At 49.2% G+C, this 13850-nt stretch carries 15 protein-coding genes; 13 read left to right on the forward strand and 2 right to left on the reverse strand.

Annotation, left to right across the window (positions count from 1 at the left end):
- Nucleotides 1-20 precede the first annotated feature (20 nt).
- Nucleotides 21-599 (reverse strand): helix-turn-helix domain-containing protein, encoded by a 579-nt coding sequence (locus tag O4H47_RS06725; RefSeq protein ID WP_269393187.1) that lies wholly within the window; start codon nt 597-599, stop codon nt 21-23.
- A 241-nt stretch (nt 600-840) separates the two neighbouring features.
- Between O4H47_RS06725 and O4H47_RS06730 the strand changes: the two genes are divergently transcribed.
- From O4H47_RS06730 to O4H47_RS06790, 13 genes are all read left to right on the forward strand, one after another.
- Nucleotides 841-1854 carry an ABC transporter permease gene (locus O4H47_RS06730; protein WP_269393611.1) on the forward strand — a complete coding sequence of 338 codons (1014 nt, stop codon included), beginning with the start codon at nt 841-843 and terminating at the stop codon, nt 1852-1854.
- Nucleotides 1851-2753, forward strand: a complete 903-nt coding sequence (locus O4H47_RS06735) for an ABC transporter permease (protein ID WP_269393188.1) — start codon at nt 1851-1853, stop codon at nt 2751-2753. The genes O4H47_RS06730 and O4H47_RS06735 overlap by 4 nt, the downstream gene beginning before the upstream one ends.
- Nucleotides 2754-3587, forward strand: coding sequence for an ABC transporter ATP-binding protein (locus O4H47_RS06740; RefSeq protein ID WP_269393189.1), 834 nt, complete (start codon nt 2754-2756; stop codon nt 3585-3587).
- Nucleotides 3584-4360: an ABC transporter ATP-binding protein gene (locus O4H47_RS06745; protein WP_269393190.1), complete on the forward strand. Its 777-nt coding sequence runs from the start codon at nt 3584-3586 to the stop codon at nt 4358-4360. The genes O4H47_RS06740 and O4H47_RS06745 overlap by 4 nt, the downstream gene beginning before the upstream one ends.
- Nucleotides 4344-4847, forward strand: a complete 504-nt coding sequence (locus O4H47_RS06750) for a GAF domain-containing protein (RefSeq protein ID WP_269393191.1) — start codon at nt 4344-4346, stop codon at nt 4845-4847. The genes O4H47_RS06745 and O4H47_RS06750 overlap by 17 nt, the downstream gene beginning before the upstream one ends.
- A gap of 207 nt (nt 4848-5054) precedes the next feature.
- Nucleotides 5055-5984 (forward strand): ABC transporter permease, encoded by a 930-nt coding sequence (locus tag O4H47_RS06755; protein ID WP_269393192.1) that lies wholly within the window; start codon nt 5055-5057, stop codon nt 5982-5984.
- A complete protein-coding gene (locus tag O4H47_RS06760) occupies nt 5981-7168 on the forward strand; it encodes an ABC transporter permease (protein WP_269393193.1) in 1188 nt (395 codons plus the stop codon). Before O4H47_RS06755 ends, O4H47_RS06760 begins: the two co-directional genes overlap by 4 nt.
- Nucleotides 7165-8175: an ABC transporter ATP-binding protein gene (locus O4H47_RS06765; protein ID WP_269393194.1), complete on the forward strand. Its 1011-nt coding sequence runs from the start codon at nt 7165-7167 to the stop codon at nt 8173-8175. Before O4H47_RS06760 ends, O4H47_RS06765 begins: the two co-directional genes overlap by 4 nt.
- Nucleotides 8172-9152, forward strand: a complete 981-nt coding sequence (locus O4H47_RS06770; RefSeq protein ID WP_269393195.1) for an ABC transporter ATP-binding protein — start codon at nt 8172-8174, stop codon at nt 9150-9152. Before O4H47_RS06765 ends, O4H47_RS06770 begins: the two co-directional genes overlap by 4 nt.
- An 88-nt stretch (nt 9153-9240) precedes the next feature.
- Nucleotides 9241-10821, forward strand: coding sequence for a peptide ABC transporter substrate-binding protein (locus O4H47_RS06775; RefSeq protein ID WP_269393196.1), 1581 nt, complete (start codon nt 9241-9243; stop codon nt 10819-10821).
- A gap of 317 nt (nt 10822-11138) precedes the next feature.
- A complete protein-coding gene (locus tag O4H47_RS06780; RefSeq protein WP_269393197.1) occupies nt 11139-11348 on the forward strand; it encodes a cold-shock protein in 210 nt (69 codons plus the stop codon).
- Nucleotides 11349-11405: 57 nt separating this feature from the next.
- Nucleotides 11406-11597, forward strand: coding sequence for a hypothetical protein (locus tag O4H47_RS06785; protein ID WP_269393198.1), 192 nt, complete (start codon nt 11406-11408; stop codon nt 11595-11597).
- Nucleotides 11598-12002: 405 nt separating this feature from the next.
- Complete coding sequence (locus O4H47_RS06790) at nt 12003-13178, forward strand: helix-turn-helix transcriptional regulator (RefSeq protein WP_269393199.1); 1176 nt, start codon at nt 12003-12005, stop codon at nt 13176-13178.
- A gap of 27 nt (nt 13179-13205) precedes the next feature.
- On the opposite strand, the gene O4H47_RS06795 is transcribed toward O4H47_RS06790, so the two are convergent.
- On the reverse strand, nt 13206-13733 hold the full coding sequence (locus O4H47_RS06795; RefSeq protein WP_269393200.1) for a tetratricopeptide repeat protein: 528 nt from the start codon (nt 13731-13733) through the stop codon (nt 13206-13208).
- Nucleotides 13734-13850: the final 117 nt, after the last annotated feature.

Genomic DNA, 13850 nt, shown 5'->3' on the forward strand with positions numbered 1-13850 from the left:
CCCGACAAGGCGGTGTTAGATTACTTTTTGAACATGTCCGATGTGCCTACCCAAAACAGGCGCACGACGGTCTCACTTTCGTTCCACCAGCGGTGTTGGACATTGGATCTAAAATGCAGGCTATCGCCCGCGTTCAGACGCATTTTCTCTTCACCAACCACCTGCATGAGTGTTCCCTCAAGCACGTAGACGATCTCTTCTCCGGTATGGCTTACAGTTTCACTTCGGTAACCTGGCGGAATATTTAGGACGAAGGAAGACAGCTCGCCGCCGCGAAAATCCGCGCCAATGCGTTCATATGAAATTGAGGAGCTGCCCACGAAAAACGTAGGGCGTTCTTGATCGCGGGTAACCGCATCCATCGCTGTTGGTGTGGCGATAAAATAGTCGAGATTTACATCAAGGGCCTGCGCGATACGCTGCAAAGTGCCCAGAGATGGCGTGGCGTGGCCGCGCTCAACCTGACTGAGATAACCAATCGAAATACCAGCAGCGACCGCCAGCGATTCAAGGGTACGATCCGCTTGTTTGCGCTTTGCACGAATGCTGTCTCCCAATTGGGAAACATCCAAATCTTTGCGTTCACTCGTCAAGGGCATAACAATAATTTTTCTTTCATCATAATTTTTTTGATTTAAGCAAATATTTTTGTATATTCCAAGCGAAATCTTTGCTCTAGTAGAGCCAGCCGTGCAGAAAAAGAGATCTGGCGCGTTGGATTGAAGGCTTTGGATGCAACCAAAGTGCGTGAACTAAATGGGGTGGGCCGTGAACAAAAATGACGACACTGCGATTGCAGCTTCACAAACAGAGGCGTTGAGCAGGTATTTTGCGCGGGCTGTGCAAGTTGGAACGGCATTTGCAAAATTTGTCGCAACCATCGCCGTTACCTTTTTGGGGCTAGCAGCCCTTACGTTCTTTATTGGACGGGTTGTGCCAATCGACCCTGTGTTGGCCATGGTTGGCGACCGGGCATCCAATGAAGTCTATGAAGCGGCCAAAATTGAGATGGGTCTAGATCGCCCCATTCCTTTGCAATTTGTCAGCTACATCTGGGACGTCCTTAACGGCAACTTTGGCCTTTCAATATCCACACGCCAACCTGTTATAGAAGACCTTATTCGCGTCTTTCCGGCCACGCTGGAAATGGCAACTTTAGGTATAATCATCGGCATCGTGATTGGCGTGCCAATGGGGGTTACCGCAGCTGCGCACCGAGGCAGTTGGTTAGATCAAGTCATCAGAACTGTTGGGCTACTAGGGTATTCCATTCCCGCTTTTTGGCTTGGCCTAGTCGGACTTGCAATATTCTATGCCCGGTTAAGATGGACAGGAGGGCCGGGGCGAATAGATGTGTTTTTTGACGGCATGATCCCACCTGTCACCGGCATGTTGTTGATTGACACTTTGATCGCCGGAGAAATTGATGTTTTTTGGAATGCCGTAAGCCATCTCGTGCTGCCCGCGACAATTCTTGGGTTTTTCAGCCTCGCATATATCGCCCGGATGACACGCTCATTTATGCTTGATCAACTCAGTCAAGAATATGTGACGACAGCGCGCGTTAAAGGGGTTCCTGAGTTTTTTGTGATCTGGCGACACGCTTTCAAGCCCATTCGAATTCAACTGATCACTGTCATCAGCTTATCCTACGCCGGCCTGCTGGAGGGCTCAGTGATGATTGAGACCATTTTCTCATGGCCGGGAATTGGCAACTACCTCACAACAGCATTGTTGAACGCAGATATGAACGCAGTTCTTGGCTCCACTTTGGTGATCGGGGCGGTATTCATTTTCATCAACAAATTCTCAGACGTTATGTACCGCATCTTAGACCCAAGGGCACGCTCATGATTATTTCAAAACAGTGGTTGCTTGACGATGCACCAAAATCTCGAACGCAGGCGCAACTGGGCCGATTGTATGTTGTGTGCCTGCAACTTGCGCATAATCCGTTGGCCGTGATTGGTGCAATCATAATTGGGGGGCTGATCATTACAGCCTTATTTGCACCCTGGATCGCCACGCATTCACCGATCGCTCAAGATCTCTCCAATCGCCTATTGCCACCAAGCAGCACCCACTGGATGGGAACCGATGAGTTGGGTCGGGACATTTGGTCTCGTGTGGTTTTTGGCAGCCAGATCACCCTGACAATTGTCATGCTCGTGGCCGTGATTGCGGCACCTCTTGGCCTTGTGGTTGGCGCGATCGCTGGCTATTTCGGTGGCTGGGCGGACAGGGTTTTAATGAGCATAACGGACATCTTCCTCTCAATGCCAAAGCTCATTCTTGCGTTAGCGTTTGTTGCCGCATTGGGGCCTGGTATTGAAAATGCCATTATCGCCATTGCGATCACCTCATGGCCTGCCTATGCGCGTATCGCTCGGGCTGAAACGCTGACCATTCGAAACGCCGAATTTGTGCAAGCGGTAAAACTTCAAGGCGCCTCTTCAACCCGCATTATTGCGCGCCATATTTTGCCCCTTTGTACCTCATCAATGATCGTGCGCGTTACGCTTGATATGGCGGGCATCATTCTAACAGCGGCAGGGCTTGGCTTTATTGGCTTGGGGGCGCAACCGCCGTTGCCAGAATGGGGCGCAATGATTTCACGTGGTCGGGTGTTCATCTTGGATCAGTGGTGGGTTGCAACAATGCCCGGCTTCGCCATCATTCTTGTCAGCCTTGGGTTTTGTTTCTTGGGTGACGGTTTACGCGATGTTCTTGATCCCAAACATGGGAGCGAATAGATGAGCAATTTGCTTGATATAGATAATCTTACAGTCACTTTCCCCACGAACAATGGCCCTATTGACGTTGTCAAAGGCATTTCGCTTTCCCTAGGGCGGGAACGCTTGGGCATTGTTGGGGAAAGTGGCTCCGGCAAATCCATGACTGGCCGCGCAATTTTGAAGCTCATTCGTTCGCCCGGACGGGTTAAGGCAGACAGGTTAAGCTTTGATGGCATTGACCTTTTGACCCGACGCGAGCGGGACATGCGCGCCATACGCGGCGCAAGAATATCTATGGTGATGCAAGATCCCAAGTTTTCACTCAATCCTGTGATGAGTGTTGGAGACCAAATTGCAGAAGCGATCAAAACGCATCAAAGGCTTTCACCAAGCCAGGTGCGGGCAAAAACCCTAGCTATGCTGAAAAGTGTTCGCATTGAAGACCCTGAACGCGTTTTGGGGCTTTACCCACATGAGGTTTCCGGCGGGATGGGTCAACGCATCATGATTGCGATGATGTTGGTGCCCGAACCTGATTTGCTGATCGCGGATGAGCCAACTTCCGCACTAGATGTTTCGGTACAAGCGCAAGTGCTCGACATTATTGATAATTTGGTGACCAGCAAAGGCATGGGCCTAATTTTAATCAGCCATGATCTCAATCTGGTCGCTAGCTATTGTGACCGCATTCTTGTCATGCGCGCGGGGGAAATCGTTGAAGAATGTGCGGCAAACAAGTTGCATGCAGCACAACACCCCTACACGAAAGGCTTGCTCGCTTCGATGCCAAGAATTGACGAAGATCGCGAGTGGTTGCCGGTGTTTGAACGTACATCAGGGAGCCAAACATGAGCGGCATTCACATCAAAAACCTCAATGTTTCTTACGGGAACACGACAGTCACACACGATGTTTCGCTTGATGTCAGTGTGGGAGAAAGCCTTGCTTTGGTGGGGGAAAGCGGCTCGGGGAAATCCACCGTCCTAAAAGCTATTGCTGGGTTGGCCACCAATTGGACCGGCGACATTGAAGTTGATGGGATCGCTCGAGGGCGCTCAATTGACCCCGAGATTGCAACAAAATGTCAGATGGTTTTCCAAGACCCTTATGGTTCACTGCACCCAAGAAAAACCATTGATGCAACCCTTTCGGAACCGCTGCAGATCCACGGCATAAAGGATCAAAGCGCCCGGGTAATCGAACAGCTGGAAAATGTGCAACTGGATGAGAGATACCGGTTTAGGTTCCCTCACCAACTTTCTGGCGGTCAACGTCAACGGGTTGCCATTGCGCGAGCGCTAATGCTTGGACCAAGGTTTTTGTTGCTGGATGAGCCAACCTCAGCGCTCGATGTTTCAGTTCAAGCGGAAATTCTCAATCTGCTTAAGCGGATCAGAAAAGAGCAGAATTTGACCTATTTGGTGGTGACCCACAATTTGGCTGTTGTCTCGTTTTTGTGTGATCGACTGGCGGTTATGCGTAGCGGAAAAATTGTTGAGACCGCAGATGTTTCACAACTTAAGTCAAACCAATTGGCACACGCCTACTCAAAGGAATTGCTGCAAGCTTCTCGCCTTCACTCAGGTTCAAACGAAAAGACACCGCATAATGACCACGCACAATAACAACAACGCAATTGCATCATTCTACGATGAAATCACCAATTCAGCGACCGGCTGCAACGGATGGGCTGCATTTCAGAAACTGGTTGACCAAACCGTTGGGGCAAAACTGCTCACATTTATGGATGTTGACATGGAAAATGGAGTGGCGCGGCGCAGCTATAGTTCTGACGAGCAAAGCTATCCTGTAACTGGGGAGAAACCGATTACGCGCGATGATTGGTTTGACGTTGTGCACATACAAAACCGCGCTTTCGTTGCAAATACAATCGATGGTTTGGCCGATGTATTCCCAGACCATGGACTAATTGCCTCGCTTGGATGTGGCTCCGTAGTCAACTTGCCCGTTCGAGTTGCTGGCGAGTTGGTTGGTACAGTCAATCTTTTGCACGCAGAGCAACATTATGATGAGCAGAAGGTGCGCTATATCACTTCCCACTTTCACCAACCCGCCCAACTTGCCTACTTGCTGGCTCGCAGCTTTGGATAAAGGCAACAATAGGTGATCAGGCCGATCATTTTTGCAAGCCACTTAGGGCTGGTTACACTTTTCACAACGAAATTTATTCCAAGCGGATAATAATAGTTTTACTTCTATCGAAAAAACTTTACCATCCAATCTAACCGGACAAATCCGGGTACCAAAACAGCAAGGGCAAATAAAATTTGCTCATCGAAATGAAGGGGGACAACTGGGATGTTGGCATATTTAGCCAAACGCGTCGGCATGATGATCATCACGATGTTTTTGATCATTACGCTAACGTTTTTCCTTATGCATGCTATTCCCGGCGGCCCTTTCACTTCAGAAAAAATGCTCGCCCCAGAAATAGAAGCAGCCTTGAACGCAAAATTTGGCCTAGATGACCCGATCTGGGTGCAATATATAAACTACCTCAAAGGCATTCTGACGTTCGACCTTGGCCCTTCATTCAAGTACCCGGGCGTGCGGGTGAACGATCTCATTTTGGACGGCCTGCCGGTAACGGCACAAACAGGGTTTTTGGCCCTTTTGTGTGTTGCAGCACTTGGCATTCCGCTTGGTGTTTTAGCCGCGCTCAACCAAAACAAGTGGCAAGACACCGCCGTAATGATGTTTGCAACCATTGGTGTTGCCATCCCCTCCTATGTGGTGGCAACGGTCGCGCTTTATTTCTTTGCTCTCAAACTAAATCTAGTGCCCACATTTGGGTTAGACGATTGGCGCGGTTACATTTTGCCGGTGGTTGCGCTTTCTGGTTTTTGGCTATCCTTTATTGCGCGCTTGTCGCGTTCCAGCCTTTTGGAAGTGCTTGGCCAGGATTATATGGTCACGGCGAAAGCAAAAGGACTTCACCCTTTTACGGTGTTGTTCAAACACGGCTTGCGCAACGCGCTCATCCCCATTGTGACTGTGCTTGGCCCTGTTGTGGCGAACTTGTTGACCGGTTCTTTTGTGATTGAGCAGATTTTTGCCTTGCCCGGAATTGGCCGCCACTTTGTGCTGTCGATTTCGAACAGGGATTACACAACCATAATGGGCATCACCATATTTTATGCCGCATTCCTGATGGTCATGATTTTGATCGTTGATATGCTCTATATGCTGCTTGATCCGCGCATCAAACTTGCGGAGAAATCCAAATGAGCGACGCAAAAACCTCAATTCCCAGTAAAAATTGGGCGCCTGCCAGATTGGGAAAAGGCGAGGCGGAATATATCGCTGCACCTAGCCTTACCTATTGGCAAGACGTGCGCCAACGGCTTTGGCAAAACAAGCCAGCGATGCTGGGCCTTACCTTCATCTTATTTTTGATTGGGGCTGCATTTTTAGGGCCGCTGATCACACCGCACACCTATTACGATCAGGACTTAAAACTATCAAATATTGCGCCGATTTTGGAAGTTTATGAGGTGGATGACGGACAAGGTGCTCCAACCTACTTTTTCATGAACAGTGGCAATTTCAAGCTTTATGAGACAAATGAACACGGTGCTCTGAAGTCAATTTTGCGCGCAAAAAAGAAAGACCTGATAAAAAAACGTCATATCTACGAATTTGGTGATCAACAGGTCTTTGTCGATTTTAGTCAGCTGCCCGCGCGCCTGCTTGATGCTGAGGAAAACCAGCTCGCGGTTTATGGCACCAAGTGGAATCAAACCTATTGGTTTGGCACGGATAGTTTGGGGCGCGACGTGTTGGTACGTCAGTTATATGGGGCGCGCATTTCCTTGACCGTTGCGTTTATCGCCACATTGGTCAACTTTTTTATCGGCATATTCTATGGCGGCATCTCGGGATATTTCGGCGGCAATGTCGATAATGTCATGATGCGGATTGTTGAAGTCATCGCCACCATTCCGCTCACGCTTTATGTGATCTTGATGATGGTGGTGCTGCAATCAGGCTTCATCTCAATCATAGTTGCCATTGGCACGGTATTTTGGGTGGATATGGCCCGCATTGTCCGCGGGCAAATGCTGACGCTGAAAAACCAAGATTATGTAGATGCGGCAAGAACCATGGGCGCGGGGACTTGGCGCATTCTAACACGCCATCTATTGCCCAATACGATCGGTCCAATTTTGGTGACCCTAACCCTTTTGATCCCAAGCGCCATCTTTATTGAAAGCTTTATGAGCTTTATCGGACTTGGGGTGAGCGTACCAATGGCGAGCTGGGGCACTCTAACCAGCGAAGCGGTAGAGACTTTGCGCGCTTACCCTTACCAGCTGTTTTTCCCCGCTGCTGCGATCAGCCTCACCATGTTTGCCTTCAATTTTTTAGGTGATGGGTTACGCGATGCACTTGATCCAAGGTTGCGCACATGAGCAATCATCCCTTGCTTGAAGTTAAAGATCTCACCACAAGTTTTTTCACGTCTCGCGGCGAAGTACAGGCTGTGCGCGGGGTGAGTTTTGACGTATCACCCGGCGAAATTGTGGGCATTGTGGGCGAAAGTGGATCGGGAAAATCGATCACTTGCATGTCAATATTGCGGCTCCTTAAAAGCAATGGGCGAGTTGTTGCTGGGCAAGCCCATTTTGAAGGCCAAGATCTGCTAAAACTGGCTGAGCATGACATGCGCAAATTGCGTGGCGATGACATCGCCATGATATTCCAAGATCCAATGACCAGTTTAAACCCAACACTTACGGTGGGCGAGCAGATCATTGAAACCATTATTGCCCATCGCGGTTCCTCCCGCAAAGCGGCGCGGCAAAGGGCAATCGAGCTCTTTGAGCTGGTGAAAATCCCAGAGGCCGCGTCGCGCCTTAATTCATATCCACACGAGTTTTCCGGTGGCATGCGCCAACGGGTGATGATTGCAATCGCCTTATGTTGTGATCCAAAGTTGCTGATTGCCGACGAGCCAACAACGGCGCTGGACGTTACGATCCAGCGGCAGATCTTATTGTTGCTCAAAGAAATTCAAGCGCGCCTTGGCATGGCGATCATTCTCATCACCCATGATTTGGGGGTTATCGCTGAAGTTGCCGATCGAATTTTGGTTATGTATGGCGGCATGGTGATGGAAACAGGCTCGGTCGACACGGTTTTCGCGCGCCCCAACCATCCCTATACTCAAGGGCTTTTGACGTCCGTGCCAAAACTGCGCACTGCTCACAAAGAGCGACTTCGGCCAATTCCAGGATCACCTCCGGACATGCTGCGTCCCCCGGTGGGGTGCCCATTTGCGCCGCGCTGTCTGCGCGCAATGCAGATTTGTGTCGGCGAAGTTCCCCCAATTTTTGAAATGGGTGATCAACAAACCCACAAGGCCAAGTGCTGGCTGCACCACCCTGACGCCCCAACAAATGATGAGGGAGCAGCATGAGCAAGACACCTTTGGTTGAACTCTTAGACCTCAAAAAGCATTTCAAAGTCAGCAGCGGCCTTTTTGGCCGCAACGCAAAATATCTGCGGGCTGTTGACGGCGTCGATCTAACGATAAATCGTGGAGAAACACTTGGTTTGGTGGGCGAAAGCGGATGTGGGAAAAGCACCCTCGCCCGCACCCTTATTCGGCTCTATGAGCCGACGTCTGGGCAAATGAAGTTTGACGGCGAAGACATCGCAGCTCTTGATCAAAAGAGTTTGATGCCGTTTCGCAAGCGCATGCAGATGATTTTTCAAGATCCTTACGCATCACTAAACGGTCGCATGACGGTGCATGACCTGATTGCAGAACCACTGGAAATTGCAAATATTGGCGACACGCAAAGCCGCACTGCGCGGGTGCATGAACTGCTTGAAATCGTTGGCCTGAACAAGGACCATGCGATGCGCTTCGCGCACGAGTTTTCTGGCGGGCAGCGGCAGCGCATTGGGATTGCGCGCGCGATCGCCCTGAACCCAGAATTGGTCATTTGTGACGAACCGATCTCTGCGCTTGATGTTTCCATTCAAGCTCAAGTGGTCAATATGCTTGAAGACCTGCAGCGGGACCTTGGGCTGACCTATTTGTTCATTACCCACGATCTGTCCATGGTGCGCCACATATCTGACCGGATTGGCGTAATGTATTTGGGTAAGATCGTTGAGTTGGCGGACAATGATGAACTTTATGAGAACCCGAAACACCCCTACACACGAGCGTTGCTGAGCTCAATCCCGATTGCCGACCCGGTTGAGGCGCGCAAGCGCAAAATCGAGGAAATGCAAGGGGAAATCCCGAGCCCGATTGATATGCCTTCTGGTTGTCGCTTTAGAACGCGCTGCCCTTTGGCCACCGAATTGTGCGCAACGAACGAACCCAAATTGAAAGAATTGACAGATGGTCATTTGGCCGCCTGTCACTATGCAGAGCCGTGACCTAATCCCTAGTTGGGTCACAAAAAGAGGTGAAAACCTCACATAAAAGACGTCAGGCTATGGACCTGACTTAATTGGAGGAACCGATATGAAAAAGCGTCTAATATCGCTTTTTGCCGCGGCAAGCATGTTGCTTGGCGGCGCGGCCTACGCCGAAAATTCACTCACTTATGTTGTGAACAATGAATCTGATTCATTTGACCCAGGCACAACCAATGAGACCTTCGCAGCGCCAATTATTGGCAACACATTCGAAGGTTTGGTTAAACACGCACCAGATGGTGCGGTTGTGCCTGCGCTTGCTGAAAGCTGGACGATTTCTGATGATGGTCTAACGTACACGTTCAATTTGCGCAAAGACGCAAAATGGTCGGACGGTCAGTCTGTCACAGCCAGTGATTTTGTTTATGCTTGGAAGCGTGTTCTAACGCCTGCAAGTGGTGCGAAAAACACCGCCCTGCTCTATCATATTGCGGGTGCGAAAGAGTTCTTTGAAGGTTCAGGCGTTGATCCGCAGATTTCTGCGCCAGACGATCACACGTTCACCTTCACTTTGGGACAGCGCGTGCCGTACATGATGCAATTGTTGCCTTATGCGACATATTTCCCAGTGCGTCAGGATATTGTGGAAGCGGACCCTGAAGGCTGGACACGCAATGCTGTAACTTATATTGGCACCGGTCCATTCCGTGTGACCGAGTTCAACATTGGTGAAAGCGTCGTCTTTGAGAAGAATCCGAACTATTATGGCGCCAACGAAGTCAGCTTGGACAAACTCACCTTCCGCCTGATCGCCCAGCAATCAACCGCGCTAGCGGCAATGGAATCTGGCGATGTGGATGGCATTGAATCGGTGCCTGCGTCTGAAATTCCTCGTTTGTCCGTTGAAAGTGATGCGTTTTTGGTGATCCCATCCTTGGGCACCACCTATGCATTCTTTAACCCAGCTGCAAAACCATTGGATGATGTGCGAGTGCGCAAAGCCCTTTCAATGGCAATCGATCGCGAAGAAATCGTTGAGTTTGTGTTGCAATCTGCAGACGTTCCAGCGGTTGCGCTTGTGCCTTACGGCATGAATGTGGCGGGCGAAGACTTCCGCGACGCGGCGGGCGACTATGGCTTGGGTGAAGCTGCAAAAATTGAAGAAGCAAAGGCGTTGTTGGCTGAAGCTGGTTACCCGAACGGTGAAGGCTTCCCGGATACGGTGTTTGCAACTTACGCATCGCCGCCAATCCAGAAATTGCTAGAAGCCATTCAGCAAATGTGGAAGAAAAACCTCAACATCGATGTTGAAATCGCCGTGAGTGAATGGAAAGTCTACTACCCTGAAGTGCAAAAAGTTGAATATCAAATCGCACAAATGGGTTGGGGCGCTGACTATCCGCACCCAATGACTTTCCTTGATAACTTTGTTTCAGATAGCCCAAACAATTTGGCCAAATGGGCAAATGCTGATTATGATGCTGCTATTGCTGCTTCAAAATCAGCTAATGACCCCGCTGTTTCCCTCGCTGAAATGGCAAAAGCCGAAGGCATCATGATGAATGATCACGTGATCCTGCCAATGTACCATCGCAACAGCTATATGATGATGGGCAGCCACGTAAAGGGGTTCTGGCGCTCAGTACTTGGCGTACCCTATTTCCGCGATGTATCGATTGCAAAATAGATAGCCGAATAAGCGTTGGGGCACCTTTATCGGTGCCCCTTCGCACAACTCTTGCAAAGGTGCCATTGTTCTTGCGATTTGAAGACTTCAATCTTATGCGAAATTTGCACTTTGGAATAAGTACCTTGTATTGTGGCGCGAAATGGCCCATATAAGCAGAGCGCGTTTAAAGCCGTCATTGGCTATCTGATCTTCCGGTTATCCGGTTTGTTTGGCTTCCCCTGATTTCGAAAACGTTTCAACCCATGTGCATGTCGCCCATGGGGATCTCGCTTGTGCGCTAGAAGCGCCAAGCAACTATATTAAAGGTATCAGCCATGACAAACGGCACCGTAAAATTCTTCAACTCTACAAAAGGCTTCGGCTTTATTTCACCTGACGATGGTGGCAAAGATGCATTCGTGCATATTTCTGCTGTTGAGCAAGCTGGTCTTTCAGGCCTAGCTGATGGTCAAAAAGTCTCTTACGAGCTAGAGAGCGGCCGTGACGGCAAGCAATCTGCAACTAATCTTGAGTTGGTTGACTAAATTGCGATTTGGGCTGCGCATTCGCGCGGCCCTTTTTTTTTCGCAAAGGAACCACGAATGATCAGTATTTTAAGAACTAAAGCAGAAGAACGTTTTGCTGCGCTAGAGCGCACAAAGAAAGTCGCATTGAGCGAAAAACAAGAAGAAGAAAAGAAGCTGAGCGAAAACACAGCTCGCTTGAAAGCTCTTCGTCTTGCTAAAGAAGAAGCAGATCGCGCGATTGCAAAAAAAGGCAAAGCTGGGAAGTAAGCAGCCCTTTTTCGCATCTCCAACTCTAGATTTGTTTTATAAAACTACGCTTTTTGCGCGATCCGGTTTGTCCCGCTTTCGCGGCCCGCCAGCGACGCATGTCCTTTGAAAACAAAGCCCCACAGCCCATAGATTGCGGTTGTCTGACTGTCTTTAGCGAGCCGGTGGCAAAGCGAAATCGCAAAGATGACATTTGCGCAGAAAGCCAATTGCAGCCATTTCATTTTCCAAGACTATTGCTGTTCAGCGTGAATAATTACACGCTTTATCCTTATGTAGAGCCAATTAACTCATTGATGTAGTGCAAATGCACTATGATTGCGCATGCACTTCTATACTATGATCTCACGCAATTCTTGCAAAAGAGGACACTCAAAACGCTAACCAACGCAAATATTTGGCGCTATGGAAACACCACAGATTACTATCGGACTTTATGACGATTTAATTACACAAACTTATATGATTGGCACGGGCGAAGCACCTTTGGATGACGTTTTGGGCGTATTCCATGATGCATTTCCCTTTATGATGACCGCCTTCCACGGATACGACATAAGGGATAGGTTTAATCTGCTGTTTGCTTTTCGAGGCGTAAGTGAGAGCAACCTAAATGCATATTTGGAACATTATGCCGACGTAAATCCCTATAGGAAATATATTGCGGATACTGCCAGCATTATGCGTATGGGCGTTGGTCAAGACGTCATGACCGACGACGAGCTATCCAAAACTGAATTTTATAACGACTATCTAAAACCAAATGGCGATGTTGGCCAGACCTTTGGGCTTCCATTGTTCATGGAGAAAACCCGTTTCTTGCATTGGAGCAACAATTACAATGCGCGCTATGCACGTGATGCAGCTGTGGCGCAGAATGTGGTTGCATGCCTAGCGCCACATATTCGCCGAAGCATGGAGATGCTGCGTCAGTTGGAAGGCTGTTTGATTGAGAAATCCGGCCTCAAACACGCCTTGCACAGATTTTCAACACCAACTCTCATCTGCAACTCGGCGTTAGAGGTGTCGTTTATCAATGATGCTGGAGAAGATTTGCTGCGGGCGGGGCGGGTCGTGGACGTGAAAAAAGGCAAGCTCCACTTTTTGTCATTTCTCGACCATAAAAATCTGAAGCAGAAAATTCGACAGATGTCCAATCCAGAGACATCGGGGATCGCTGATCAACTGCATTTGTTTACCCGGTTATTGTTGCCGCTACACAAACCAATGCTCGCGTTTGTGGCACCCTTACCTTCAGATGCACCACAACGCACACTTCTTGGCACCCCGATTGAGCGGCAGGTGCTGGTGCTGCTGATTGATCCCAATCACATGAACATTCCAAAAGAAGAATTGGTACAGGCTGCCTTGCACATAACGCCGGCTGAAGCGCGATTGGCATGTGCAATTGCTGCGGGCGATTCACTTCGCCACTATGCGGAGGTTAACGCCTTATCCTACAATACTGCTCGCAACCAGCTCCAATCTATCTTTCACAAGACGGGCTGCCAAAAGCAAAGTGAGATGATCCAAATTATTACAAATATTTTTTCACGGCTAAACTTACAACGAGACGACTAAGAGATAACGCCGAGTGCGATAGAAACTCTAAGCACTAATTGATGAGGCGGCATCTGCCAACAACTGCAAATTGTTCGCCACAATGATGCTGTCGGGTTCGATTTTTTCTGCTTTTTTGAAGTTCGTGTAGGCCGCGCTCAAATTACCACGCAACATTTGGGAGTAGCCCAAATTGTTGTAATATTGGGCTGTGGCACCGGTAAGCTTGTACATGGCTTTGTAGACGCGATCTGACAGGTCAAAGCGTCCAAGCATATCGTAAGATGCACCTAGCCCAACATACCCCTCAGGGTCTTTAGGGGACAGCTCTACGACGCGCTTATAGAAAGCCGCTGAATAACCGAAATTGTTGTTGCGAAAATGAGATCGTGCTTCGGTCAGGGCACCGGCGGCTGTATAGCTGCCTTTATCTGAGATGTCTGCGACTTCCAATCGTTTGCCGCCAAAGGCGCTTGAGCTTGCAAAGTTTGCGGTTGTGCATCCGGACATCGACAATGCGGCCAAGACCATCAGAACCAGTCCAAAATACATTTTTCCTATCGAATGAACACTCATTTGCTAAGCCCCGAAATTGTGGTTACTCGGTCGCCATTGCAACGGCGATCAAGCTGGAACGAGCTTAGCAAACTGCTGAGTATGCTTTGTAAATGGGAGGGTAAATGTTGATTCTAG

The organism is Maritalea porphyrae, assembly GCF_027213965.1.
Classification (GTDB): domain Bacteria; phylum Pseudomonadota; class Alphaproteobacteria; order Rhizobiales; family Devosiaceae; genus Maritalea; species Maritalea porphyrae_A.

Excerpts from the sequence above, each read along its gene's own strand:
- O4H47_RS06725 (WP_269393187.1), bottom strand. The coding sequence starts at position 599 with ATGCCCTTGACGAGTGAACGCAAAGATTTGGATGTTTCCCAATTGGGA.
- O4H47_RS06735 (WP_269393188.1), top strand. The coding sequence starts at position 1,851 with ATGATTATTTCAAAACAGTGGTTGCTTGACGATGCACCAAAATCTCGA.
- O4H47_RS06740 (WP_269393189.1), top strand. The coding sequence starts at position 2,754 with ATGAGCAATTTGCTTGATATAGATAATCTTACAGTCACTTTCCCCACG.
- O4H47_RS06745 (WP_269393190.1), top strand. The coding sequence starts at position 3,584 with ATGAGCGGCATTCACATCAAAAACCTCAATGTTTCTTACGGGAACACG.
- O4H47_RS06750 (WP_269393191.1), top strand. The coding sequence starts at position 4,344 with ATGACCACGCACAATAACAACAACGCAATTGCATCATTCTACGATGAA.
- O4H47_RS06755 (WP_269393192.1), top strand. The coding sequence starts at position 5,055 with ATGTTGGCATATTTAGCCAAACGCGTCGGCATGATGATCATCACGATG.
- O4H47_RS06760 (WP_269393193.1), top strand. The coding sequence starts at position 5,981 with ATGAGCGACGCAAAAACCTCAATTCCCAGTAAAAATTGGGCGCCTGCC.
- O4H47_RS06765 (WP_269393194.1), top strand. The coding sequence starts at position 7,165 with ATGAGCAATCATCCCTTGCTTGAAGTTAAAGATCTCACCACAAGTTTT.
- O4H47_RS06770 (WP_269393195.1), top strand. The coding sequence starts at position 8,172 with ATGAGCAAGACACCTTTGGTTGAACTCTTAGACCTCAAAAAGCATTTC.
- O4H47_RS06775 (WP_269393196.1), top strand. The coding sequence starts at position 9,241 with ATGAAAAAGCGTCTAATATCGCTTTTTGCCGCGGCAAGCATGTTGCTT.
- O4H47_RS06780 (WP_269393197.1), top strand. The coding sequence starts at position 11,139 with ATGACAAACGGCACCGTAAAATTCTTCAACTCTACAAAAGGCTTCGGC.
- O4H47_RS06785 (WP_269393198.1), top strand. The coding sequence starts at position 11,406 with ATGATCAGTATTTTAAGAACTAAAGCAGAAGAACGTTTTGCTGCGCTA.
- O4H47_RS06790 (WP_269393199.1), top strand. The coding sequence starts at position 12,003 with ATGGAAACACCACAGATTACTATCGGACTTTATGACGATTTAATTACA.
- O4H47_RS06795 (WP_269393200.1), bottom strand. The coding sequence starts at position 13,733 with ATGAGTGTTCATTCGATAGGAAAAATGTATTTTGGACTGGTTCTGATG.